Genomic DNA, 23851 nt, shown 5'->3' on the forward strand with positions numbered 1-23851 from the left:
AGGTACAGAACAGCTCACGATCGCGAGCGGCCTCAGTCTAACGGGTCGGTTTCGGGCTGGTTTTCAGCTTCGCGCGCCAGGGCGGCGTCGGCACTGGCGCTGGCCTGGCGCACGCGTTTGCGGAGGCTCTTCGGGCTGATTCCGCGTTCGCCGAGCGCCCCGGGGGTCCAGGCCTCGACGTCGTCGTCGGAATACTCCGATTTGGATGCGCGGCGCTTCAGTTCGGGGAGCACGGAGCCGGGCGCGAGCCGGCGCGCGGTGACGAGGAACCCGGTGTGCCCGATCATCCGGTGATCCGGTCGCACAGCGAGGCCCTCGACATGCCAGGTGCGAACCATCGTCTCGCTCGGGTCGGGGTTCGTGAACAGGCCAGAACTCCGGATCGTCTCGGTGACCCGGGAGAGCTGCGTGACGGTGGCGACGTAGCAGAGCACGACTCCCCCGGGCTTCAGCGCGGCGGCGACCGCCTCGATGCACTCCCAGGGTGCGAGCATATCGAGGATCACCCGGTCGACGGTTCCGTCGCCGTGAACCGTCGGGAGGGCATCCGTGAGGTCGCCGACGGTGACAGTCCAGTTCTGGGGCTCTGCTCCGGTGAAGGCGGCGACGTTGGCGCGCGCGACATCCGCGAACTCGTCGCGTCGTTCGAACGAGGAGAGGAATCCGGTCGGGCCGAGGGCACGGAGCAGCCAGAGCGAGAGCGCACCCGAACCCACCCCGGCCTCGACGACGGTCGCACCCGGGAAGATGTCGGCCTGCGCGAGGATCTGCGCCGCGTCCTTCGGGTAGATGATCGCAGCTCCCCGCGGCATCGCCATGACGAAGTCGGTGAGCAGCGGACGAAGCGCCAGATAGTCGATCCCGATCGAGTTCTGCACGACAGAACCGTCGGGCAGCCCGATCAGATCGTCGTGCTCGATCCAGCCCTTGTGGGTGTGGAACGTGGCGCCCACTTCGAGGCTGATGCTGTTCATGCGGCCCTTGGGCCCGGTGAGCTGCACCCGGTCGCCGGCGCGGAACGGTCCGCTGTAGGTGGTGGAGGTGGTCATCGCGCTGCACTCCTTGAATCTGTGAGAACTCGAACCAGGTCGGCGCTCGAGCGCCCGTCGAGGGTCGGCCAGAGCACGTGCGCGCCACTGTTCTCGAGGGAGAGGTAATGGGGGACGCCGATCGTCACGACACCGGCCGCGACCGCGGAGGCGGTGCCGGCGAGGCTGTCCTCGATGGCGATGCAGTCCGCCGGGGCGGCGCCGAAGTGCGCGGCCGCCGTGAGATAGGCCTCGGGATGCGGTTTCGCGTTGGCGACGTCGTCGCCCGAGACCACGAGATCGAAGGCGTCGAACGGGATGAACGACCGAACGTGCTCGGCCATCCGCCGGATCGACATGGTGACCAGTGCCGTCGGGACGCCCGCCCGGCGCAGATCGAACAGCAGCTCCTTCGCACCCGGACGCCACGGAACGGCCACGGAGATCTGCTCCATGACGCGCTCGCTCAGCAGGGAGACGATGGCGTCCTCCCCCATGTCGACGCCCTTCGCCTGCATCGTCCGGGCCGTTCGCCAGAGCCCGGAGCCGACGAGATCGAGGGCCTCCTCGTGCGTCCAGGTGCCGCCGTAGGACTCGATGAGAGAGGTCTGGGCGGTCATCCAGTAGGGCTCGGTATCGACGAGCGTGCCGTCCATGTCCCAGAGAACGGCGGCAGGATTCTGTTCGGTCACGGGATCGAAGCCTACCGTGAGCACGGAGCCCCGCCGGGGCGCGACGGCCTATCCTTGAGGAACGCTTCCGCGCGGGTGCGCCCGCCTGATCTACAGAACACGAGGACTTCCCCTAAGTGGCAGAGAGCAAAGAATTCCTGACCGGGCGTCTGATGGTCGTCGCCTTCGAGGGCTGGAACGACGCCGGCGAGGCGGCATCCGCAGCGGTGCGGAGCCTGAAGGAGCAACTCGACCTGGCGGAGATCGTCGAGATCGACTCCGAGGACTTCTTCGACTACCAGTTCAACCGGCCCACCAGCGAGTTCGACGACGAGGGCCAGCGCATCCTGGTCTGGCCGAGCGCGACGATCTACGGCCCGGCCGCCACGACCGGAGATTCAGACGAAAAGGCAGAACCGGCGGAGCAGCTCGCAGCCGATGCCGGCCTCGCCGTCAGCAGCAACAACACCTCCAACGTCTACCTGCTGCTCGGCACGGAGCCCTCGCGCAACTGGAAACGGTTCACCAGCGAGGTGCTGAACGTCGCGGTGGACTCCGGCGTCTCGGGCATCGTCTTTCTCGGCGCGATGCTCGCCGACGTGCCCCACACCCGCCCGATCAGCATCTACTCCACCAGCGAGAATGCCGGCGTGCGGAGCGAGCTCGACCTCGAACGGAGCGCCTACGAGGGCCCGGTGGGCATCCTCTCGATCCTCTCCGACGCCGCCGAGCAGCTCGGGATCCCCACGATCAGCCTCTGGGCGAGCGTGCCGCACTACGTGCACAACGCGCCCTCACCGAAGGCCACCCTGGCACTGATCGACCGACTCGAGGAACTGATCGACGTGGTCATCCCGCGCGGCGACCTCGTCGACGAAGCGGCGGCCTGGGAGTCGGGCATCAACGCTCTCGCAGGTGAGGACGAGGAGATGGCCTCCTACATCCGGCAGCTGGAACAGGCCAGGGACACGGTCGACTCGCCCGAGGCGAGCGGTGAAGCGATCGCGCAGGAGTTCGAGCGCTACCTGCGAAAGCGCGGCGACGGCCCGGCGACGGGCCCTGCGGAGCCCTGGCGGCCGTAGCCACGCTGCGTCGGCCAGAGAGGCCGGTCAGACGGAGACCGGTCAGGCGGCGATGCGGATGCCCAGCAGGGCGTCGATCGCGTCGACGACCACCGCGGGCACCACTCGCGCCGTCTCGAACCACTCGTCGAGCAGAGTGAGTGCCCGGGGGGTGTCGAGGTCGTCGGCGAGGGCCTCGAGCAGGCGCGTGACGAGAGCCGCGGCATCCGGTGTCGAGGCGGCAGCGTGCTCGCCCGCCATCGAGCCCGCATCCGCCGCCGAGTCCGCATCCGCCGCCGCACCCGCACCCGCCGCCGCACCCGCGGCTGCAGCCACCCAGCGCTCGAGCCTCGCCGTGGCGCGCTCGAGATCGGCGTCGGTGTACTCCCAGTCGCTCCGGTAGTGGTGACCCAGCAGGGCGAGCCGGATGGTTCGGGCATCCACACCTCGAGCCCGGAGCTTCGACACCAGCACCAGGTTGCCGAGTGATTTCGACATCTTCTCGCCCTGGTAGGCGACCATGCCGGTGTGCGCGTGGATCGACGCGAAAGGCTCACCGGTCAGCGCGGTCGCGTGGGCGGCGCTGAACTCGTGGTGCGGGAAGATCAGGTCGCTTCCTCCGCCCTGCACGGCGAAGTTCTGACCCACGTGCTTCAGCGCGATGACGGCGCACTCGATGTGCCAGCCCGGCCGGCCGGCGCCCACCGCGGAGGGCCACTCGGGCTCACCCGCGCGGGCGACGCGCCAGAGCAGAGGATCGAGCGGGTCGCGCTTGCCGGGCCGCCCGGGGTCTCCCCCGCGCTCGGCGAACAGTTCGAGCATGGTGGCCGTGTCGTAGCGGCTCTCGAGGCCGAGGAACCAGCTGGTCGCCTCGGCGGCACGGGCGGAGTCGAAGTAGACGTCCTGGGCGTTCTCGTTCAGTGCGTCGGGAGTGGGGACGCCATAGGCGAATCCGGTCTCCACGAGCTCTGAGACGGCGTGCCCGATCTCGTCGACCACCTCGGTGACGGCGATGTAGTCGGCCGGCGGGATGACGCGGAGCGCCTCCATGTCGCCCCGGAACAGGTCGGTCTGCGACGCGGCGAGCTCCCGCCAGTCGACACCGGTGGCCGTCGCCCGCTCAAGCAGGGGATCGTCGACGTCGGTGACGTTCTGGGTGTATTCCACCGTGAGGCCAGCCGCTCGCCAGAGGCGGTTCAGGGTGTCGAACGCCAGGTAGGTGGAGGCGTGGCCGAGGTGCGTGGCGTCATAGGGCGTGATGCCGCAGACGTAGAGCCCGGCGGTGCCGTCGGTGCCCGGTGCCGCCTCGATCTGGCCGCTGGCCTGGTTGAACAGGCGGGGAACCGGCCCCCGGGAGGGCAGCGCGGGAACGTCGGGAGAAGGCCAGGAGTGCACTACTGAACTCTAACTTCTGGTGCTCGTGCTGCCGACCAGTCTCAGGCGGCGATGGTGTTCGTGGCCAGCAGAACGATCAGCACGATGCCGAGCGCGATGCGGTAGATCACGAACGGCAGGAAGCTCCGCCGGGAGATGTAGTTCATGAAGAAGGCGATCACAACGAGGCCCACCACGAAGGCGACGACGGTGGCGGCGCCGGTCTCGAAACCGTTGAAGATCTCGGGCGTGCATCCCGCCGCCGCGTCGACGCAGGGCTCCTTGATGCTCTTGTAGAGCTGGAAGAGGCCGCTGCCGAAGACGGCCGGCATTGCGAGCAGGAAGGAGTAGCGGGCGGCCGCCTTCCGTTCGAAGCCCATCAGGAGTCCTGCAGTGATGGTGCCGCCCGAGCGGGAGACCCCCGGGATGAGGGCGAGCGACTGGGCGAGGCCGTACACGACGCCCTGCGGGTAGGTGATCTCCTTGATGCGACGCTTCTTGGCTCCGACGGCATCGGCGATTCCCAGCAGGATGCCGAAGACGATGAGGGTGCCTGCCACGAGCCAGAGCGAACGGAGGGAGGTCTCGATCTGCTTCTGGAAGATGAGGCCGAGGATGATGATCGGCAGGCTGCCGATGATGATGAGCCAGCCCATCCGGGCATCCGGATCGTTCCGGGGAATTCGGCCGAACAGCGCCTTCACCCAGCGCGTGACGATCCGCACGACATCGCGCCAGAAGAACACCAGCACGGCCGCTTCGGTGCCGAGTTGGATGATCGCCGTGAACGCCGCCCCGGGGTCACCGCCCGCCCCGATCAGCTCGCCCACGATCTTGATGTGGGCGCTGGAGGAGATCGGCAGGAACTCCGTCAGGCCCTGAACCAGGCCGAGGATGATCGCTTGGAGGAATTCCATTCACACGCTTCCGGTAGTGAGGGCCGCGTCCTGGCGCCCGGCCTCGCACGGAGGGTCAGTAGCCGAGAAGCAGGTCTGTCAGAACATCTGTGCCAAACACTAGTGCGTCAAGCGGCACCCGCTCGTCAACGCCATGGAACAGCGCCGGGAAGTCGAGATCGGCCGGAAGCTGGAGCGGCGCGAAGCCGTAGCCCTTGATGCCGAGCATGCTGAGGGCCTTGTTGTCGGTACCGGCTGAGAGCAGGTAGGGAAGCACCTCGGCTCCCGGATCGAAACGGCCGAGGCTCGCGATCATCTGCTCCACCAGCGCTCCCTCGAACGGCGTCTCGAGGCCGATGTCCTGGTGCATCACCACGACCTCGACGTCGGGGCCGGCGAGCTCACGGATGCGCGCCATCACCTCGACCTCGTCACCCGGCAGCACCCGCACATCCATCCGCGCCTCGGCGAGATCGGGGATGACGTTCACCTTGTAGCCCGCATCGAGCATGGTGGGGTTGGTGGTCGCGCGGAGAGTGGCCGAGATGAAGCGGCTCGCGGTGCCGGTGGCGATCGCCAGCTCCTCAGCACTCACCTGCTTCGGATCCTGCCCCAGGATGCCCGCCACCCTGTCGAGCAGCTGGCGGGTGGTCATCGTGAGTTTCACCGGCCACTCCTGGCTGCCGATCCGGGCCACGGCTCCGGCCAGACGCGTGATGGCGTTCTCAGAGTTGATCTGAGAGCCGTGGCCCGCGCGGCCGCGGGCGATGAGCTTGATCCAGATCAGGGCCTTCTCGCCGGTCTGCACGAGGTAGGCGCGCTGGCCCTGGAGATCGATGGAGTAGCCGCCGACCTCGGAGATCGCCTCGGTCGCACCCTCGAAGACCTCCGGATGTTCGTCGACCATGAAGTGCGAGCCGAGGACTCCCCCGGCCTCCTCGTCGGCAAAGAAGGCGATGACGAGGTCGCGCGCCGGCTGCCGGCCCGAGCCGAGGATCTCGCCGAGTGAACTCAGGATCATGGCGTCCATGTTCTTCATGTCGACCGCCCCACGACCCCAGATCATGCCGTCTCTGATCTCGCCGCCGAACGGGTCGACGCTCCAGTCGTCGGCGATGGCCGGAACCACGTCGAGATGGCCGTGCACGACGAGGGCGGGAGCATCCGGATTCGCACCCTCCACCCGCGCCACCACGCTGGTTCGGCCGGGCGCGGCATCGAACAACTGCGGCTTCAGGCCGAGCGCCTGGAGCTCCGCCTCCACGTAGTGGGCGGCCTCTGTCTCGCCGTTGGACTTGCCGTCGCCGTAGTTGCTGGTGTCGAACCGGATCAGGTCCCGGGTGAGGTGGGCGGTGCGGTCGAGGGTCGGATCGCTCGTCGAGGTCATGCCAACACGCTACCGGCCCGGCCGGAAGCGGAGGTGCGTTTTCGGGTGCTTCCAGACGTGCTATCGTCTTACCTTGTTGTTCTCCTCCGGGAAGAACGAACATCACCTGTCCGGGTGGCGGAAATGGTAGACGCGCTAGCTTGAGGTGCTAGTGCCTGTTATGGGCGTAGGGGTTCAAGTCCCCTTTCGGACACCGATTCAGAACGGGATTGCGACACACGTCGCAATCCCGTTCTTCTTTTCCTCACATCTGGGGTAGTGTTTAACCGAAGTTGCTGTGCCTCGCAGTTCTGAATGCTCGCGGCCAAGCCCCGTTGCCCATTGCGCTTGAAAGATGGATGACAGGCACCGCGCTATCAGAATCCGGCAGTCGGATTCATAGAGAACGCTCCTGGAGGAGTTTTAACATGGCAATTGGTACCGTCAAATGGTTTAACGCTGAAAAAGGCTTCGGATTCATCGCTCCCGAAGATGGCAGCCCCGACGTTTTCGCTCACTACTCGGCCATCGCGTCGAACGGCTACAAGTCGCTCGATGAGAACCAGCGCGTCGAGTTCGATGTGACCCAGGGCCCGAAGGGCCCGCAGGCTGAGAACATCCGCAGCCTGTAGATATTGCATGAGAAGCGCGTGCGCTTCTCATCGCGAATAAATATTGTGGGAATGCCCTGGCGAAAGCCGGGGCATTCTTGTTTAAGCTCGGGGTATGACTACGGACAACACAGCGGGAACATCTCCTGAGAACCCGATCGACAACGACACGGAATGGGTGGCGGCGCAGATCGCCGAATACCTTGCTACGGATGGGGAGAAGCCGACCTTCAAGGGCGGAGCACCGCTTGTACTGCTCACGACGCAGGGCCGGAAGAGCGGCGTGTGGCGTCGCACCTGCCTGATCGGCGCCGAAGACGGCGGCCGCCAGATCCTCGTCGCGTCGCTCGGCGGAGCCCCGAAGCATCCGGCCTGGTACCTGAACCTCGAGGCGAATCCCGAGGTCGTGGTGCAGAACAAGGGTGAGATCATCCGCGGCACCGCCAGAACGGCCACGCCCGAGGAGAAGCCGGCGCTCTGGCAGAAGATGGTCGCCCTCTACCCGGACTACGCCGACTACCAGACAAAAACAGACCGCGAGATCCCGATCGTGATCGTGGATCCCGCGGCCTGAACTCCGTGCGGGGGTGGCGGTTACGCGGTGGCGTCGGCCAGCGTCTTGATGTCCATGACGAAGCGGTAGCGCACGTCTGACCTCAGCACGCGCTCGTAGGCCGCGTTCACGGCGTCGGCGGTCGCCTCGATGAGCTCGGTCTCGGGTGCGATGCCGTGCTCGGCGCAGAAGTCGAGCATCTCCTGCGTCTCGGCGATGCTGCCGATGCCCGAGCCTGCGAACGAACGGCGGTTGCCGAACAGGGTGAAGACCTGGATGGGCAGGGGCTCGGGCGGGGCGCCGACGCTGACGAAGGTGCCGTTCAGGCGCAGCACCTTGAGGTAGGTGTTGAGGTCGATCTTCGCGCTGACGGTGTTGATGACCAGGTCGAAGGTGTTCTGAAGGTCCTTCAGCGTCGACTCGTCGCTGGTCGCGTAGTAGTGGTCGGCGCCGAGTCGCAGGCCGTCCTCCTTCTTGCTGAGCGTCTGCGAGAGCACGGTCACCTCTGCGCCCATTGCGTGCGCGATCTTGACGGCCATGTGGCCGAGCCCGCCCATGCCGATGACGGCCACCTTCTTGCCGGGGCCGGCGTTCCAGTGCGACAGCGGCGAGTAGGTCGTGATGCCGGCGCAGAGCAGCGGAGCAGCCTTCTCGAAGGGAATCGCTTCGGGAACGCGGAGCACGAAGTCCTCGACGACCACGATGTGGGTCGAGTATCCGCCCTGCGTGATGCTGCCGTCCCGGTCGACGGCGGCGTAGGTGCCCGTGTTGCCCTTCAGGCAGTAGTTGTTCTCCCCGGCCAGGCAGTTCTCGCACTCGCGGCACGAATTGACCATGCAGCCGACGCCGACGCGGTCGCCGACGCTGTGCAGGGTGACATCCGAACCGATCTCGGTGACGACGCCCACGATCTCGTGACCCACCACCTGCGGGTACTGGATGTTGCCCCATTCCCCCCGGACGGTGTGGATGTCGGAGTGGCAGATGCCGGAATAGGCGATCTCGATCAGCACATCCTTCGCGCCGACGTCGCGGCGTTCGATCGTGGTCGTGATCAGGGATCCGGTGGCCGACGGTGCGGCGATGGCGTTGACGGTGGTACTCATATTCTCAGAATCCTGTCGGTACGTGGGGTTGGTAGGGAGCTTCGAGGGTATCGAGCTCCTCGGGGGTGAGGTCGAGGTCGACGGAGGCGACCGCGTCCTCGAGGTGGTGCGTCTTGGTGGCCCCGACGATCGGCGAGGTCACGGCGGCCTGCTGCCGCACCCAGGCGAGGGCGACCTGCGCCCGGGAGACCCCGCGGTTCGTGGCGACGGTGGCCACGGCATCCGAGACGTGCCTGTCGGCGTCCTCGGTGCCGGCGTAGACCCTCGCGCTCACGTTGTCGCTCGCGTCGCGGGCCGTCTGCTCGCCCCAGGGCCGGGTGAGGCGACCGCGAGCCAACGGGCTCCACGGCAGCACTCCGACGCCCTGGTCGAGGCAGAACGGGTGCATCTCGCGCTCTTCTTCGCGCTGGATGAGGTTGTAGTGGTCCTGCATCGAGACGAACCGGGTCCAGCCGCCGAGGTCGGCCGTGTACTGGGCCTTCGCGAACTGCCACGCGAACATGGATGACGCCCCGATGTAGCGCGCCTTGCCGGCCTTCACCACATCGTGCAGCGCCTCCATCGTCTCCTCGATGGGCACCGTGTCGTCCCACCGGTGGATCTGGTAGAGGTCGACGTAGTCGGTGCCGAGCCGCCGGAGCGACGCGTCGATCTGGTTCATGATGTGCGCGCGGCTGAGGCCACCGCCGTTCGGCGTTTGGCGCATCGGCATGAAGACCTTGGTGGCGATCACGATCTCCTCGCGGCTCGCGAAGTCGGCCAGGGCGCGGCCGACGAACTCCTCACTCGTGCCGTCGGAATAGGCGTTGGCAGTGTCGAACGTGGTGATCCCGGCTTCGAGGGCCTGCCGGATGAACGGGCGGCTGGCCTCCTCGTCGAGAGTCCAGTCGTGGTTGCCGCGCTCTGCCGTGCCGTAGCTCATACAGCCGAGCGTGATCGCTGAGACCTCGAGGCCGCTTCGGCCGAGTTTCAGGTATTCCATGCGTTCTCCTTCACAACTGCTGGTGGATTCATGGCTGCTGGTGCGGTCATGGTCAATGTGTGCCGATCCATTTGCGAACGGTCTGGATGCGGGTCTGCAACTGCGTGACGCTCGCCTGGGCGACGGCAGGACCGCCGCACACCCGGCGGAGCTCGGCGTGGATCAGCCCGTGCGGCTCCCCCGAGGTCTTCGCCCAGATGCCGACGACGCTGTTCAGCAGCGACCGCTGTTCCTTGAGTGTGCGGTAGAGCGGCGCGGCGGGGGCCGCATCCGGAGACTCGACCGCCGGAGCGACATAACCCGGTTCGTGCTTCCGCCTGGCCTGTTTCGCCTGGCGGTGCTGCAGCAGCTCCCGCACCTGTTCGGGTTCGAGCAGGCCCGGGAAGCCGATGAAGTCGAGCTCCTCGTCGCTGCCCCCGATCGCCTCGGCTCCGAACTCGTCGCCCTCGTAGACGACCATGTCGAAGGTGGCGTGAGAGGAGAGCGGCTCGAAGCTGAACTCCTGCTGCAGGGCGTCGGAGGCCTTCTCCTGCCGGTTGGCGGCATCCATCATGTCCTCTTCGGGTGCGAAGAGGTCGATGGCGGGGTCGCCGGTCTCGCGGCGATCGAGGGCGTGGTCGCGTTCGAGTTCCATCGTGTTGGCGAGGGCCATCAGGCTCGGAACGTTCGGCAGGAAGATGGAGGCGATCTCCCCTCGGCGCCGGGCCCTGACGAAGCGGCCGATCGCCTGCGCGAAGTAGAGCGGTGTGGCGGCGCTGGTGGCGTAGACGCCGACGGAGAGGCGCGGGATGTCGACACCCTCCGACACCATCCGCACGGCGACCATCCAGCGGCGGGTCGAGTTCGAGAACTCCTCGATGCGGTCGCTGGCCTCCTTCTCGTCGCTCAGCACGATGGTGATCGGCTGGCCGGTGATCTCCCCGAGAACGTCGGCATAGGCCCGGGCGGCATAGTGGTCGGTCGCGATGACGAGTCCCCCGGCATCCGGAACCGACTGCCGGACCTCGGTGAGTCGACGGTCTGCGGCCTTCAGGACCTGCGGGATCCAGTCGCCCTTCGGATCGAGCGCCGTGCGCCAGGCCTGAGAGGTGATGTCCTTCGTGTTGCCCTCGCCGAGGCGGGCCTCCATCTCCTCGCCCACCCCGTCGCGCCAGCGCATGTGGCCGGCGTAGACCATGAAGAGCACCGGACGCACGACCCCGTCCTTCAGCGCCCGGCCGTAGCCGTAGTTGTAGTCGGTGAGGGAGGTGCGGATGCCGTGTTCGTCGGGCAGGTAGCTCACGAACGGGATCGGCGCCGTGTCGGAGCGGAACGGGGTTCCGGTGAGACTCAGTCGGCGTGTCGCGGGTTCGAAGGCCTCGCGGATGGCGTCGCCCCAGCTCAGTGCGTCGCCGCCGTGGTGCACCTCGTCGAGGATCACGAGCGTGCGGCCACTGAGAGTCAGGTCGCGGTGGAGTTCGGCCCGCGTCGCGACCTGCGCGTAGGTGACGACGACGCCGTGGTAGTGCGCGCCGTGGCGCCCGTGCGCGTTCTTGAAGGTGGGGTCGAGCCGGATGCCCGCCCGGTGTGCGGCGTCGGCCCACTGCTTCTTCAGGTGCTCGGTGGGGGCGACGACCGTGATGCGGTCGACGGTCTTTCGGGCCAGGAGTTCGGCGGCGAGCCGGAGCGCGAACGTGGTCTTGCCGGCGCCCGGCGTTGCGGCGGCGAGGAAGTCGCGGGGTTCGTGCTCGAAGTAGGCGGTGAGGGCTTCGGACTGCCAGGCACGGAGTTTGCCGACAGTTCCCCAGGCGGCCCGTTCGGGGAAGCTCGGGGAGAGGTGCTCGGCCGCGGAGGTTCCGACCGGACGTCCGGCGGGGGCAGGCGAAATAGTCACTTTCCAACACACTACCCGCTCCCACAGCGCGGCTCGCCCATCCGGCCCGCGCGGAGTCGTGGAGCGGGAGAATGAGACGTGCTTCCTGTCGAATTCCGTCTTCCCGCACGCCAGCCGTTCGACCACGCCGGGGTCACCCGGTTCCTCGTGGCACATGCCATCGTCGGCGTCGAGGCGGTGGTCGGGGGCGAATACTGGCGCACACTGGCGCTCCCGGGCGGGCAGGCGGTGGTGGCCGTGCGGGCCGCTCCGGCGGGGGTGACGGGGCGGGTGTGGTTCCGCGCCGGCGAAGCAGTGCCGGGCCCCGGGTCGCTCGGCCACCCGGAGCTGGCGGAGGTCGCCGCCGCAGTGGGGCGGCTCTACGACCTCGACGCAGACGCGCCGGCCATCGATTCCGTGCTCGGCGGGGTGCCCGAGCTGGCAGGGTCGCTGGCGGCGGCCCCGGGCATCCGGATGCCCGGCACGACCGACCCGCACGAGACCCTCTTCCGCACGCTGATCTGCCAGCAGGTGTCGGTGAAGGCGGCGCGGACTGTGCAGGGCAATCTTGCCGCGGCCCTCGGTGACCCGCTCGACACGGGGCTGGCTGCGGTTGCGCCCGGTGGTGTGGGGCGGCTGTTCCCGACCGCCGCCCAGATCGCCGGCGGCGGCACCGGCGTCGTGCGCGGTCCGGCACAGCGGGTGCGCACGATCCTGGCCGTCGCGGAGGCACTGGCCGACGGCAGCCTGGTCGTCGATCGCCGTGCGAGCGTGCCGGAGCTGATGGCCGGCCTCGAGGCAATGCCGGGAATCGGGCCGTGGACGGCCGGGTACGTCGCGATGCGCGTTTTGGGCGCTGCGGACATCCTGCTCGACGGCGACCTCGCCCTGCGCGCCGGCGCTGCCGCCCTCGGCCTGCCCTCGGAGCGCCGGGAGCTCGAGAGGTTCGCTGAGCGCGTCGCGCCGTGGCGGAGTTACTTCGGCATGCACCTCTGGCGGGACGCGGTGGCGGCGATCGCTGCCTGACCCCGCCCCTGCCCCGCCCCGCTCCCGCCCCCGCACCCGCCGTGCCACGACGCTCTGCCGGGCATCCGGCGGCCGGGCGTAGGCTGACGGGGAGAACTTGCCACAGGAGAACCATCCATGACCGAACCGCATCCCTGGCGCCGCTACGTCGCCCTCGGCGACTCCTTCACCGAGGGAATCGGCGACCCCGAGCCTGCCAGCCAGGGCGGCCACCGGGGCTGGGCCGACCGGGTCGCCGAGGTTCTGAGCGCGCAGGTCGACGGGGAGTTCTCGTACGCCAACCTTGCGATCCGGGGGCGTCTCATCCGCCAGATCCTCGACGAACAGGTGGAGCCGGCGCTGGCGTTGAAACCCGACCTCATCACGATCTCGGCCGGTGGCAACGACATCATCCGCCCCGGCACCGATCCCGATCTCATCGCCGCCCAGTTCGAGGCCGGAATCGCTCGCCTCCGCAGAAGCGGTGCGACGATCGTGGTCTTCACGGGAACCGATGTCGGCTTCTCTCCGGTGTTCCGGAGCATCCGCGGCAAGGTGGCGATCTACAACGAGAACATCCGCGCGATCGCCTCGAGGTACGACCTGATCGTGGTTGACCAGTGGGGGCTCGGCTCGATCCAGAACTCAGGCATGTGGGCGCCTGACCGCCTGCATCTGAACGCCTTCGGCCACCACGAGATCGCGCGCACGGTGCTCGCGGCACTCAATGTGCCGAACGACCTCCGGCCGAACTCCCCCGAGCCGCTGCCCGGCAGGCGCTGGCGCCAGGCCCGCGCCGAGGACCTGGTCTGGGCGCGGGAGTTCTTCGTGCCCTGGGTGCTCCGCCGCGTGCGGCATCAGTCCTCGGGCGACGGCCTCACCGCGAAGCGGCCCGCCGCCGGCCCCGTGCTGACGCACCGCGCCGACTGACCGGCCCCCGCCCCGACCGCCCTCGAGACGGGCGTCGAAGAGGAATGGGGACACGTTGCGTTCGCAGGCGACGCAACGAGCGTCCCGTCCTCTTTGAGCGCACACACCTGCTGAGCGCACTCGTCTGCCGAACGCACACTGCGTATGAGTGCGCACCGCGTCGTTTGCGGGCGAAGGCGGGCGGCCGACTATCGTTCGGCGCGAAGGTTGAGGGGTGCCTGCTCAGCTGGCGGACGGCACGCGGAGCGCCCAGAGGGCGACCGCGCTGGCCGACGCCACGTTCAGCGAATCCACGCCGTGGAGCATCGGGATCGTGACCACCGTGTCGGCCGCGGAGAGGGCCGCGTGGGAGAGCCCGTCCCCCTCCGTGCCCAGAAGGATCGCCACTCGCTCAGGCGGCGACACCGCGAACTCGTCGAGCGTCACCGCGTCGTCGCTGAGCGCCAGCGCCGCAACGTGGAATCCGGCCGCCCGAAGCATCGGCCCCGCGACATCCCACTCCGGCAGCCTTGTCCACGGCACCTGCAGCACCGTGCCCATCGACACCCGCACGCTCCGCCGGTAGAGCGGGTCGGCGGAACGCGGCGTGACGAGCACGGCATCCGCCCCGAGCCCGGCCACCGAGCGGAAGATCGCGCCCACATTGGTGTGGTCGACGATGTCCTCGAGGATGACGACCCGCCGGGCATCCTCCAACAGCGAAGACACCGACGGAAGCGGCGGCCGGTGCATCGACGCCAGCGCGCCCCGGTGCAGGTTGAACCCGGTCAGGCTCTCGAGCAGCGCCGACGGGCCCACATAGATCGGCACCTCCGGTGCGACCAGGCTCTGGATGCCCGCCGCCCACTTCTCCTCGCACAGCACCGATCGCGGCACGTGCCCGGCGGCAAGAGCGCGTTCGATCACCTTGGCCGACTCGGCGATGTACAACCCGCCGGCCGGCTCGCTCACCCGGCGGAGCGCCACATCGGTGAGGCCGCGGTAGTCGGCGAGCCCCGGGTCGGTCAGGTCATCGAGCGGAATAAGGGGCACGGAACACCACTCTGCCAGTCGCCGGAAACATTTACGAAAACAAGAACTCTTAGACTCAAGGGGTGCGGTCCGAACCAGTGGCCCGCGCGGAGGAGGTGCGGCCATGGCTCTGAGGGAATCCGAGCAGGGTCGGGCGGGCATCCCCGGTGAAGCGGATGCACTCGACGAGGTCGTCGACGTGTTGGCGGGCAAGCGGCTCGTCGTGCTGACGGGGGCCGGCGTGAGCACCGACTCGGGAATCCCCGACTACCGCGGCGAGGGCGCGCCGAAACGCAACCCGATGACGTTCGACCAGTTCCTCGGCAACGCCGACTTCCGGAAGCGGTACTGGGCCGGCAGCCATCTCGGCTGGAAGCTGTTCGATGCCGCACGGCCGAACATCGGTCACGCGGTGTTGGCGACGCTCGAGGGCGCGGGAGTCGTCTCCGGCATCATCACGCAGAACGTCGACGGGCTGCACGTTCGGGCCGGCTCGAACCGCGTCGTCGACCTCCACGGTTCGATGGACAGGGTGCGCTGCCTGACTTGCGGCCAGATGTTCGCCCGGGTGAGCATTGCCGACACGATCGACGCCGCGAACCCGTGGATCACGAAGCCCGACGCGGTGACGGTGAACCCCGACGGCGACGCCGAGGTGGCCAACTGGGCCGAGTTCGAGGTGCCGGTGTGCACCGTCTGCGGAGGCGTGCTGAAGCCCGACGTCGTGTTCTTCGGCGAGTTCATCCCGAAGGAGCGTTTCACCGAGGCGAGCGACCTGCTGCGGGCATCCGACGCCCTGGTGATCGCCGGCTCGTCGCTGGTCGTCAACTCGGGCATCCGGTTGCTGGAGCAGGCCCGCCGCCGGCGCCTGCCGATCGTGATCATCAACCGCGGTGTGACCAAGGGTGACAGTCGGGCGACGGTGAAGGTGGATGCCGGTACCTCCGAGACGCTGACAGCCCTCGCCTCGCGGTTGATACCCTGACGGCATGACGTTTCTCGCTCTTGTGCGCCACGGCCAGACCGACTGGAACCTGGCACGGCGCATCCAGGGCAACACGGACATCCCGCTGAACGACACGGGCCGCGCCCAGGCGGTGGAGACCGCATCCCGGCTCGTCGGCACGAGCTGGGATGCCGTGCTGACCAGCCCGCTATCGCGGGCCCGCGAAACGGCCCAGATCATCGCGGCGGCGCTCGGGCTGCCCGAACCGACCTCAGAGCCCGACCTCGTGGAACGACGCTACGGCGACGCAGAGGGCATGGACTACCAGGAGCTCCACGAGCGCTTTCCCGTCGGCATCGTGGTGCCCGGGCGGGAGACGCACCGCGAGGTGCAGCTGCGGGTGCATGCCGCGCTGATCGGCATCGCCCGGCAGCATCCCGGCCGCTCGCTCGTCGTCGTCTGCCACGGAGGTGTCATCTCGTCGCTCGTGCGCCACGCCACGGGCGGCGGTCGCCCTCGCGCCGACGAACGGATCGCGAACGGCTCGGTGCACTCGTTCAGCTACACGGGCGGCGAGTTGCGCCTCGACGAGTTCAACGGCGAGCCCGTGAACCAGCCAGCTCTTCAAGCAGTGCCAGAAGTGCCGTAGCCGACGACTCCCAGCTGAACGTCTCCGAGCGCTCCTTCGACGCGGACGAGCGGCGAAACCACTCTTTCGGATCTTCGAGCCGCTTGACGGCGGCAGCGAACGCGGCCGGGTCGCGTGAGTCGAAGTAGAGGGCGGCGTCTCCCCCGATCTCTCGGAACACCGGGATGTCGCTGACCACGACCGGCGTGCTCCGGCCCATCGACTCGACCAGCGGAATGCCGAACCCCTCCTCGAGCGAGGCGGTGACGAGCGCGGTGGCGCTGTCGATCAGGGCGAGGTACTCGGTGTCGGAGACGCCGTCGTGGAACTCGAGGAGAGCATCCGGAGCCAGCGCCTGCAACCGCTCGCGATCGGCGGGGCGGACCTTGCTCAGCAGGTGGAGCGTGTAACCGGGAAGGTAGGGCATCGCCTGAACCAGGGTCTCGACGTTCTTGTAGGGCATGAACGAGCCCATGTAGAGGAGCGAGCGGGCTGTGGCCCGGGCGACCGGGCCAGTCCCGGCGGGCACCTCTGCCGCGCCTGCCGCGTCTTTCGCGCCGTCCGCGGTGAGTACGTCGGCGGCGTTGCTCACCACCACGATCGGCTTCGACGTGAGGTGGTGCTGCTCGACCAGCGCCCGGGTCGTGTGCGAGACCGTCACGACCGCATCCGCTCGGTTCAGCAACAGCCGCTGCGGCCACCATGCCGTGTGATAGAGCCGCCAGAGCAGCCGGAGCGGCCAGGCGAACTCGCGTGGAGGCGTCGGGTTCGAGTAGTAGATCAGGTCGTGCACGGTCAGGGCGAGAGGGTACTTCCGGCCCATCGTGCCCATGGTCTGCATCGGCGTGAACACCACATCGGGTTCGAGCGCGTTCACCTGCCGGGCGACGAAGAGCTCCCGCGGGCTCGTCGGCGAGCTCGCCATGGCGAACGGCAGGTCGGGAAGCAGCTCGAGCTGGCGTCTGTCACTGATGAGCATGGTCACCGGATGCTTCGCCGCCAACGCCGTGACGAGCCCCGCTGTATAGCGACTGATGCCGTCGTGCTGCCCGACGCGGGTGTACCGGCAGTCGAAGACGATCTTCACGCTCGCTCCTTCGCCGGTCGCTCTTCCGCCAGGAAGGCCTCGATCGCCTGTGCGGCCTCCCGCGGCTTCTCGTAGTGCACGAGATGCCCGACCCCCTCGAGCACCACGAGCCGGGCATCCGGAATCGCTTCGACCAGCCGCTTCTGCGCCGAGACGGGCGTGATGTCGTCGCGGTCGGAGGCCACCAGGAGCGTCGGCGGGGTGATGCGCGAAGCGTACTCGGAGACGTCGTTGCTCACGGAGGCCTCGAACGCGTCGAGCACCACGCGGCGGTTCGAGAAGGCGCCGAAGAACTGATCGTGCTGGTTGTGGATCCAGCGCCGGAGACCTGCATCGCGTGTCTTCGCCATCGTGATGCTGATGAACCGGGTGACCAGTCGAAGGCGGAGCCACGCGAAACCGGGCCGCTCGGGCAGCCACGCGCCCATGCGGTAGTAGAACACCGCGAGGCGGGTCAGGATGCCGCGGGGCCCGCTCAGGGCCGGTGCCGCGATCGGGTTGACCAGCACCACGTCGTCGGCCTCGAGCCCCTCAGAGAGCGCAGCCGACACGATGATCGAGCCGAAGGAGTGGCCCAGCACGACGAGGCGCGTGGTCGTGCGATCGATCCCGAGCCTCTGCACCAGCTCGCGGAGCCACGCGCTGTAGCCGTGGATGTCGTGCCGCACCCCGAGCGCGCCGTTCGCGTCGAGCGGGGTCGAGATGCCGAACCCGGGCAGGTCGGCGAGCACGGAGCGGTACTCCGGGAACTGGGCCACGAGGGGCTCCAGGCCGTGGTGGTCACCGCGGAAACCGTGCACCATCACGATCATGGTGTCGGCGACAGCGTCGGTATCCGAGGGGCCGTAGCTCCAGAGCTCGGTGGTTCCGCCGAGGATGTCGACGCTCTGCCGGGTCACCGGAATCGCGTCGAGCTGGCGGGCGTAGGGAGAGGGCGGAATCATCTCGTCAATCCTAGGCTGAGCATCCACGGGCCGCTGCTTCGACCTCCCAGCAGAACTGCACTAGCGTTGGCTCAACCTGCCCCGCCGCAGGCGCCCCTCTTCCGCTCTCCGTTTCGCTTCAGGAAGGCCTCTCCGTGAGCTTCACCGCGCCGATCCAACTGCCAGGTCTCACGCTCGATCCGCAGTGGTACCGACGGAGTGTGTTCTACGAAGTGATGATCCGGTCGTTCGTCGACGGCAACGGAGACGGTTCGGGCGATCTCGCCGGGCTGGTGTCGAAGCTCGACTACCTGCAGTGGCTCGGCATCGACGGCCTCTGGTTGCCACCGTTCTTTGACTCACCGCTTCGCGACGGCGGGTACGACATCGCCGACTACCGGGCGATCCTGCCCGAGTTCGGCTCGATCGACGAGTTCAGAGATCTGGTGACGAAGGCGCACGAGCGCAATATGCGGGTCGTGATCGACCTGCCCCTGAACCACACCTCCGACCAGCACGAGTGGTTCCAGCAGTCCCGCAGCGACCCCGAGGGGCCCTACGGCGACTTCTATGTGTGGAGCGACACCGACACGAAGTACGAGAACGTCCGGATCATCTTCGTCGACACCGAAGAGTCGAACTGGAGCTTCGACCCCGTGCGCCGGCAGTTCTTCTGGCACCGGTTCTTCTCCCACCAGCCCGATCTCAACTTCGAGAACCCGGCCGTGCACGAGGCGATGTTCGAGATCGTGCGGTTCTGGCTCGATCTCGGCGTCGACGGATTCAGGCTCGACGCCATCCCCTACCTCTATGTGAGCGAGGAGGGCAACGGCGAAGGCGAGCCGAAGACGCACGAGTTCGTCGCGAAGCTTCGCCAGATGGTGGATCGCGAGTACCCCGGGCGCATCATGATCGCCGAGGCCAACCAGTGGCCGCGGGAGGTGGCCGCCTTCTTCGGAACCGAGGAGGATCCCGAGTGCCACATGGCATTCGACTTCCCGGTGATGCCCCGCATCTTCTATTCGCTCCGCTCGCAGACGGCGACGGAGCTCATCCGGGTGCTCTCCGAGGTCACAGAGATCCCCGAGGGGGCCGGCTGGGGCGTGTTCCTCCGGAACCACGACGAACTCACCCTCGAGATGGTCAGCGAGGAGTACCGCCAGGCGATGTACGGCTGGTACGCCTACGACCCGCGGATGCGCGCGAACATCGGCATCCGGCGTCGCCTCGCACCGCTGCTCGACAACTCGCGCGCCGAGCTCGAACTCGCGCACGCGCTGCTGTTCTCGCTCTCGGGTTCGCCGTTCCTCTACTACGGCGACGAGATCGGCATGGGTGACAACATCTGGCTGAACGACCGCGACTCGTCTCGCACGCCGATGCAGTGGACTCCCGACCGGAACGCCGGCTTCTCGACCGCCGACCCCGGCAAGCTGTTCCTGCCGGTCGTGCAGTCGCTCGTCTACAACTACACGCTCGTGAACGTCGAGTCGCAGCTGGCGCAGTCGCGCTCGATGCTGCACTGGGTGCGGAACGTCATCCACGTGCGGAAGGCCCACCCCGCCTTCGGCCTCGGCTCGCTCGAGATCGTGCCGGCGGATCACGATTCGGTGCTGTCGTTCGTGCGCTCATACGCCGGCTCGGACACCCAGTGGGGCGACGCGCCGGAGCGCATCCTCTGCGTCTTCAGCTTCGCGCACAACCCCATCTCGGTGACCCTCGACCTCCCGGAGTTCGCCGGGCGGCGGCTGAACGACCTGTTCGGCGGAGGGGCCTTCCCGACGATCGGCGACGACGGAAAGGTGACGTTGACGCTGGCCACGCAGAGCTTCTACTGGCTGCGGATCGGCCAGGCCGGCGTCGAGGTGTTCTGATTCCCTCGCGGCACGCGGTGCCCTTCCCGCACAGTGTCGGCGGTTCGCCCTACGCTCGCATCGTGAACTCTTTTCCGCAGTCGGCGCCCCTCGCTCTGTTCGATCTCGAACCGGCCGAGGTGCTCCCGCACGGCAGGCACGCGCTGAACGACCGTCCTGCGGTTCCGCTGCACGCGGGTTCGGCTCCGGATGCCCGGGGCACTGTCGCCGCCTCCGGCCCGCCCTCCACCTCGCATTCGGCGACGGCACTCCTCGCACCTCCCCTGCCGGACTGGCCCGCCTGGGCGCACCGCCTCGCCGTGTTCGACCTCGAGACCACCGGCATCGACGTCGAGACCAGCCGCGTCGTCACCGCGAACGTCAGCATCATCGACCACACCGGCAACGTCGAGTCGCGCATCGACTGGATGGCGAACCCCGGGGTGCCTATCCCCGCGGGTGCCGCGGCCATCCACGGGGTGAGCACGGAGCGTGCCGTGGCGGAGGGGCGTCCCGCAGCCGATGTGGTCGCCGAAATCGTGGATGCTCTCACCGCCGCCCTCGACCAGGGCCTCTCGCTGGTGATCTACAACGCGCCCTACGACCTGACCCTCCTCGACCGCGAGGCCCGACGCCACGGCATCACTCCCCTCCGGGAGCCGCTTCCTGTTGTGGATCCTCTCGTGATCGACAAGGCGCTCGACCGCTACCGCAAGGGCAAGCGCACGCTCGAGGCCACTGCGAGCTTCTACGAGGTCGAACTGCTCGACGCCCACGACGCCGGGGCAGACGCCATCGCGGCCGGCCGGGTCGCGCAGTCGCTCGCCAGCCGGTACGCCGTCGAACTCGAGATGTCGCAGCACCAACTGCACCACTCGCAGGCCGGTTGGTTCGCCGAGCAGGCGACCAGCTTCCAGGACTACATGCGCCGCACCAAAGACCCCGACTTCACGGCTCGCACGGCCTGGCCCCTGGGTTAGCCTGTGGGCCTTGCGGCCCCTGGGCTAGCCTGTGGGCCTTGCGGCCCCTGGGTTAGCCTGTGGGCCTTGCGGCCCCTGGGTTAGCCTGTGGGCCTTGCGGCCCCTGGGTTAGCCTGTGGGCCTTGCGGCCCCTGGGCTAGCCTGTGGGCCTTGCGGCCCCGCCTGACAGCGGCGCGGAGGTATACTCGCCCGCATGAAGCGCACAGCGATCATCCTCTCAGCGGCCTGTCTGCTGGTTGTTCTGGCGGCGTGCGGTTCGGGAGCCGGCTCCAGCACACCGACGATCGGTGGCGTCACGGTCGTGCCCACCAGTGTCCCGACAACCTACCCGGCGACCGTCCCCGCGAGCCCGCTGCCCTCCGGCGCCCCGACTCCCGCCCCCACCACGAAGGCCACCGCGGCCCCCTCGTCCTGACGGCGCGCCTCCGAATCGAACCACCGAAAACTTTCGCCAAAAGTGCCTCAAAGCGACAGATTTCGGGAGATCGATCCCGCCCGGGTCCTGGACGCGAAACGCAGAAGAGGGGCGGAGGCCTATGGCCACCCGCCCCTCTCCAGGAGTGCAGATCTTCAGAAGTGCAGCGTTACTTGCCGAAACCCTTGTAACGGCTGTTGAACTTCTCCACGCGACCGGCGGAGTCCATGATGCGCTGCTTGCCCGTGTAGAACGGGTGCGACTCGCTCGAGATCTCGACGTCGATGACGGGGTACGTGTTGCCGTCTTCCCACTCGATCGTCTTCTGGCTCGACACGGTCGAACGCGTGAGGAAGGTTGCGCCCGAAGCCAGGTCGCGGAACACGACAGGCAGGTAGTCGGGGTGGGTCTCGGTCTTCATGAGGGATTCCTTGGTGCTGTGTCAGCGTGAGGGGGGTGGGAAGAAAGATTGTGGCACTAACGCCAGCTAGAGAGTCTACCAGAAGAGCAGCGGAAAAGCCGGATCAGCTCGCCGCGCGTGCCGCGTAGCGTCCGTCGGTCTCCGTCAGCACGATCGGCAGGCCGAAGGTCGCTTCGAGGTTGGCCTCGGTCAGTGCCTCCGACAGTGGCCCCGCCGCCACGATCTGCGCCTTAGACACCAGCAGCGCGTGCGTGAAACCGCGCGGAATCTCCTCCACGTGGTGGGTCACCATGACGATCGCGGGTGCAGCCGGGGCCGAGGCGTAGCCGCCGAGCAACTGCAGCAGTTCCTCCCGGGCTCCGAGATCGAGCGAGGCCGCGGGCTCGTCGAGCAGCAGCAGTTCTGGGTCTGTCATCACCGAGCGCGCAATCTGCACACGTTTTTGCTCGCCGTCGCTCAGCGAGCCGAACTTCCGGTCCTCGAGGTGGTCGAGCCGCCATTCGGCCAGCACGCGCTGCGCACGGCGCAGATCGATCTCGTCGTACTGCTCGTTCCATCGCCCGGTGACCGAGTACGCAGCCGTCAGCACCACGTTCAGCACCGTCTCGTCCTGCGGGAATCGCTTGGCCATCGCCGAGGAGGCGAAGCCCACGCGGGGCCGGAGCTCGAACACGTCGACACGCCCCATGCGCGAATCGAGGATCTGCACGGTGCCCGTCGACGGGTGCACCATGGCCGAGGCGAGGTTTAGCAGAGTGGTCTTGCCGGCGCCGTTCGGACCCAGGATGACCCAGCGCTGGTCGGCCTCGACCTTCCAGTTGATGTCGCTCAGGATGCGGTTTCCGTTGCGAACGACCGACACGTCTTCGAGGTCAAGAACTGTGGGCATGACCACAACTCTATCGGGCAATTCCGAGCGCCAAACCGAAGCCACCGGCCGACTAGATCAGGCTGCGGTAGATCCGTTCGGTGTCTTCGGCGATCTGCTTCCAGCTGAAGGTACTCTCGGCCCGCAACCGGCCATGTGCGCCCATGACGCGGGCCCGGTCGGGATCTGCGAGCACCTCGGTGAGCGTGCCGGCGAGGTCGCGCACGAAGCGCTCGGGATCGGTCGGGGTGCCCGTTCCGTCGCTCACCTGGTCGATGGGTACGAGTCGGCCGGTCACCCCGTCGTCGACGACCTCCGGGATGCCGCCGGTCGCCGTTCCGACGACCGGCAGTCCGCACGCCATCGCTTCGAGGTTGACGATGCCGAGCGGCTCGTACACCGACGGGCAGACGAAGACCGTTCCGCTGGAGAGCACCGCAGACAGGTCGTGCTGGCTGAGGAGTTCCGGGATCCAGATCACTCCGGTGCGTTCCTGTTGCAGCGTCTGCACCAGCGATGTCACCTCGGCCATGATCTCGGGCGTGTCGGGGGCTCCTGCGCAGAGGATGAGCTGGACATCCGGAGCCAGCTGGCGGGCCGCCCGCAGGAGGTAGGGGAGGCCCTTCTGGCGGGTGATGCGGCCGACGAAGACGACGGATGGCCTCGACGTGTCGATGCCCCAGTGCTCCAGCACCGCCCGATCCTGGACCGGCTTCCACTTCTCGAGGTCGATGCCGTTGTAGACCACGCTCACGCGGTCTTCCGAGATGGACGGGTAGGAGCGCAGGATGTCGTTCCGCATGCCGTTCGACACCGCGATCACCGAATCCGCGCTCTCGAACGCGTTCTTCTCGATCCAGCTCGACAGCCGGTAGCCGCCTCCCAGCTGCTCGGCCTTCCATGGCCGAAGCGGCTCCAGCGAATGCGCCGTGACGACATGCGGGACGCCGTGCAGCATGGATGCCAGCTGTCCGGCGGCGTTCGCATACCAGGTGTGCGAGTGCACGACATCCGCACCTGCCACATCATTCGCGATCTGCAGGTCGACGCCCAGCGTGGTGAGCGTGGGGTTCGCCCCCAGCAGCTCGGCGGGCGGAAGGTAGGAGAACACGCCGGGCTCGCTGCGAGGCTGCCCGAAGGCCCTCACCACGACCTCGATGTTCTCGCGGAGGGCCTTCACGAGCTCGGCTACATGCACACCTGCCCCGCCATAGACCTCGGGTGGATACTCTCGGGAAATCACGTCGACTCGCACAAGCAGAACCTACTGGATAACGCGATGTG

At 67.8% G+C, this 23851-nt stretch carries 24 protein-coding genes and 1 tRNA gene; 11 read left to right on the forward strand and 14 right to left on the reverse strand.

Annotated features, from left to right (window positions below; translation table 11 throughout):
• Window positions 1-32 precede the first annotated feature (32 nt).
• Window positions 33-1049 carry a tRNA (adenine-N1)-methyltransferase gene (locus B7R21_RS09340; RefSeq protein WP_116282976.1) on the reverse strand — a complete coding sequence of 339 codons (1017 nt, stop codon included), beginning with the start codon at window positions 1047-1049 and terminating at the stop codon, window positions 33-35.
• On the reverse strand, window positions 1046-1720 hold the full coding sequence (locus tag B7R21_RS09345) for an HAD family hydrolase (RefSeq protein WP_301182560.1): 675 nt from the start codon (window positions 1718-1720) through the stop codon (window positions 1046-1048). Before B7R21_RS09345 ends, B7R21_RS09340 begins: the two co-directional genes overlap by 4 nt.
• Window positions 1721-1836: 116 nt before the next feature.
• Here B7R21_RS09345 and B7R21_RS09350 point away from each other — a divergent pair, with 116 nt between their 5' ends.
• On the forward strand, window positions 1837-2781 hold the full coding sequence (locus tag B7R21_RS09350) for a proteasome assembly chaperone family protein (protein WP_253259729.1): 945 nt from the start codon (window positions 1837-1839) through the stop codon (window positions 2779-2781).
• Window positions 2782-2823: 42 nt separating this feature from the next.
• On the opposite strand, the gene mshC is transcribed toward B7R21_RS09350, so the two are convergent.
• Genes mshC through B7R21_RS09365 form a run of 3 tightly spaced genes read right to left on the reverse strand, consistent with a single transcriptional unit; the run spans window position 2824 to window position 6417 of the window.
• Window positions 2824-4155 (reverse strand): cysteine--1-D-myo-inosityl 2-amino-2-deoxy-alpha-D-glucopyranoside ligase, encoded by a 1332-nt coding sequence (mshC, locus tag B7R21_RS09355; protein WP_116282978.1) that lies wholly within the window; start codon window positions 4153-4155, stop codon window positions 2824-2826.
• A gap of 41 nt (window positions 4156-4196) precedes the next feature.
• Entirely contained in the window at window positions 4197-5051 is an 855-nt protein-coding gene (locus B7R21_RS09360; protein ID WP_116282979.1) for an undecaprenyl-diphosphate phosphatase, read from the reverse strand.
• A gap of 55 nt (window positions 5052-5106) precedes the next feature.
• Complete coding sequence (locus tag B7R21_RS09365; RefSeq protein WP_116282980.1) at window positions 5107-6417, reverse strand: M20/M25/M40 family metallo-hydrolase; 1311 nt, start codon at window positions 6415-6417, stop codon at window positions 5107-5109.
• Window positions 6418-6525: 108 nt separating this feature from the next.
• On the opposite strand from B7R21_RS09365, the gene B7R21_RS09370 reads away from it, so the two are divergent.
• From B7R21_RS09370 to B7R21_RS09380, 3 genes are all read left to right on the forward strand, one after another.
• Window positions 6526-6610, forward strand: a tRNA-Leu gene (locus B7R21_RS09370).
• A 214-nt stretch (window positions 6611-6824) separates the two neighbouring features.
• On the forward strand, window positions 6825-7028 hold the full coding sequence (locus B7R21_RS09375) for a cold-shock protein (RefSeq protein WP_104243768.1): 204 nt from the start codon (window positions 6825-6827) through the stop codon (window positions 7026-7028).
• 94 nt (window positions 7029-7122) lie between these two features.
• A complete protein-coding gene (locus B7R21_RS09380; RefSeq protein WP_116282981.1) occupies window positions 7123-7581 on the forward strand; it encodes a nitroreductase family deazaflavin-dependent oxidoreductase in 459 nt (152 codons plus the stop codon).
• A 20-nt stretch (window positions 7582-7601) separates the two neighbouring features.
• Here the strand turns inward: B7R21_RS09380 and B7R21_RS09385 are convergent, their stop codons facing one another.
• The 3 genes from B7R21_RS09385 to B7R21_RS09395 are packed head-to-tail and all read right to left on the reverse strand — an operon-like array spanning window position 7602 to window position 11515.
• On the reverse strand, window positions 7602-8666 hold the full coding sequence (locus B7R21_RS09385; protein ID WP_116282982.1) for an NAD(P)-dependent alcohol dehydrogenase: 1065 nt from the start codon (window positions 8664-8666) through the stop codon (window positions 7602-7604).
• A 4-nt stretch (window positions 8667-8670) separates the two neighbouring features.
• A complete protein-coding gene (locus B7R21_RS09390) occupies window positions 8671-9648 on the reverse strand; it encodes an aldo/keto reductase (RefSeq protein WP_116282983.1) in 978 nt (325 codons plus the stop codon).
• A gap of 52 nt (window positions 9649-9700) precedes the next feature.
• Window positions 9701-11515: a DEAD/DEAH box helicase gene (locus tag B7R21_RS09395; protein WP_437184185.1), complete on the reverse strand. Its 1815-nt coding sequence runs from the start codon at window positions 11513-11515 to the stop codon at window positions 9701-9703.
• A gap of 84 nt (window positions 11516-11599) precedes the next feature.
• On the opposite strand from B7R21_RS09395, the gene B7R21_RS09400 reads away from it, so the two are divergent.
• Together B7R21_RS09400 and B7R21_RS09405 are read left to right on the forward strand one after the other, a co-directional pair.
• Complete coding sequence (locus tag B7R21_RS09400; RefSeq protein ID WP_116283021.1) at window positions 11600-12526, forward strand: DNA-3-methyladenine glycosylase 2; 927 nt, start codon at window positions 11600-11602, stop codon at window positions 12524-12526.
• A gap of 117 nt (window positions 12527-12643) precedes the next feature.
• Window positions 12644-13435, forward strand: coding sequence for an SGNH/GDSL hydrolase family protein (locus B7R21_RS09405; RefSeq protein WP_116282984.1), 792 nt, complete (start codon window positions 12644-12646; stop codon window positions 13433-13435).
• A gap of 222 nt (window positions 13436-13657) precedes the next feature.
• Here the strand turns inward: B7R21_RS09405 and B7R21_RS09410 are convergent, their stop codons facing one another.
• Window positions 13658-14467 (reverse strand): TrmH family RNA methyltransferase, encoded by an 810-nt coding sequence (locus B7R21_RS09410; protein ID WP_116282985.1) that lies wholly within the window; start codon window positions 14465-14467, stop codon window positions 13658-13660.
• Between the two features lie 103 nt (window positions 14468-14570).
• Here B7R21_RS09410 and B7R21_RS09415 point away from each other — a divergent pair, with 103 nt between their 5' ends.
• Together B7R21_RS09415 and B7R21_RS09420 are read left to right on the forward strand one after the other, a co-directional pair.
• Window positions 14571-15431 (forward strand): NAD-dependent protein deacetylase, encoded by an 861-nt coding sequence (locus B7R21_RS09415; protein ID WP_116282986.1) that lies wholly within the window; start codon window positions 14571-14573, stop codon window positions 15429-15431.
• 4 nt (window positions 15432-15435) lie between these two features.
• On the forward strand, window positions 15436-16041 hold the full coding sequence (locus B7R21_RS09420; protein WP_116282987.1) for a histidine phosphatase family protein: 606 nt from the start codon (window positions 15436-15438) through the stop codon (window positions 16039-16041).
• On the opposite strand, the gene B7R21_RS09425 is transcribed toward B7R21_RS09420, so the two are convergent.
• The gene (locus B7R21_RS09425; protein WP_116282988.1) at window positions 15986-17107 is read right to left on the reverse strand and encodes a glycosyltransferase family 4 protein; all 1122 of its coding nucleotides are present in this window, start codon (window positions 17105-17107) and stop codon (window positions 15986-15988) included. The genes B7R21_RS09420 and B7R21_RS09425 overlap by 56 nt on opposite strands.
• Entirely contained in the window at window positions 17104-18051 is a 948-nt protein-coding gene (locus B7R21_RS09430) for an alpha/beta fold hydrolase (RefSeq protein WP_116282989.1), read from the reverse strand. The genes B7R21_RS09425 and B7R21_RS09430 overlap by 4 nt, the downstream gene beginning before the upstream one ends.
• A gap of 134 nt (window positions 18052-18185) precedes the next feature.
• On the opposite strand from B7R21_RS09430, the gene treS reads away from it, so the two are divergent.
• The 3 genes from treS (at window position 18186) to B7R21_RS09445 (ending at window position 21278) form a co-directional block, all read left to right on the forward strand.
• The gene (treS, locus tag B7R21_RS09435; RefSeq protein ID WP_116282990.1) at window positions 18186-19904 is read left to right on the forward strand and encodes a maltose alpha-D-glucosyltransferase; all 1719 of its coding nucleotides are present in this window, start codon (window positions 18186-18188) and stop codon (window positions 19902-19904) included.
• A gap of 62 nt (window positions 19905-19966) precedes the next feature.
• On the forward strand, window positions 19967-20863 hold the full coding sequence (locus B7R21_RS09440) for an exonuclease domain-containing protein (protein WP_367379397.1): 897 nt from the start codon (window positions 19967-19969) through the stop codon (window positions 20861-20863).
• Between the two features lie 193 nt (window positions 20864-21056).
• On the forward strand, window positions 21057-21278 hold the full coding sequence (locus B7R21_RS09445) for a hypothetical protein (protein WP_116282991.1): 222 nt from the start codon (window positions 21057-21059) through the stop codon (window positions 21276-21278).
• A gap of 169 nt (window positions 21279-21447) precedes the next feature.
• On the opposite strand, the gene B7R21_RS09450 is transcribed toward B7R21_RS09445, so the two are convergent.
• The 3 genes from B7R21_RS09450 to glgA all read right to left on the reverse strand — a co-directional run bounded on the left by B7R21_RS09450 (window position 21448) and on the right by glgA (window position 23822).
• Complete coding sequence (locus B7R21_RS09450) at window positions 21448-21699, reverse strand: type B 50S ribosomal protein L31 (RefSeq protein WP_116282992.1); 252 nt, start codon at window positions 21697-21699, stop codon at window positions 21448-21450.
• Between the two features lie 103 nt (window positions 21700-21802).
• Complete coding sequence (locus B7R21_RS09455; RefSeq protein WP_116283023.1) at window positions 21803-22588, reverse strand: ABC transporter ATP-binding protein; 786 nt, start codon at window positions 22586-22588, stop codon at window positions 21803-21805.
• A 52-nt stretch (window positions 22589-22640) separates the two neighbouring features.
• Window positions 22641-23822: a glycogen synthase gene (glgA, locus tag B7R21_RS09460; RefSeq protein ID WP_116282993.1), complete on the reverse strand. Its 1182-nt coding sequence runs from the start codon at window positions 23820-23822 to the stop codon at window positions 22641-22643.
• Between the last annotated feature and the right edge of the window lie 29 nt (window positions 23823-23851).

Origin of the sequence: Subtercola boreus (assembly GCF_003399625.1) — a bacterium.
Lineage (GTDB): Bacteria > Actinomycetota > Actinomycetes > Actinomycetales > Microbacteriaceae > Subtercola > Subtercola boreus_C.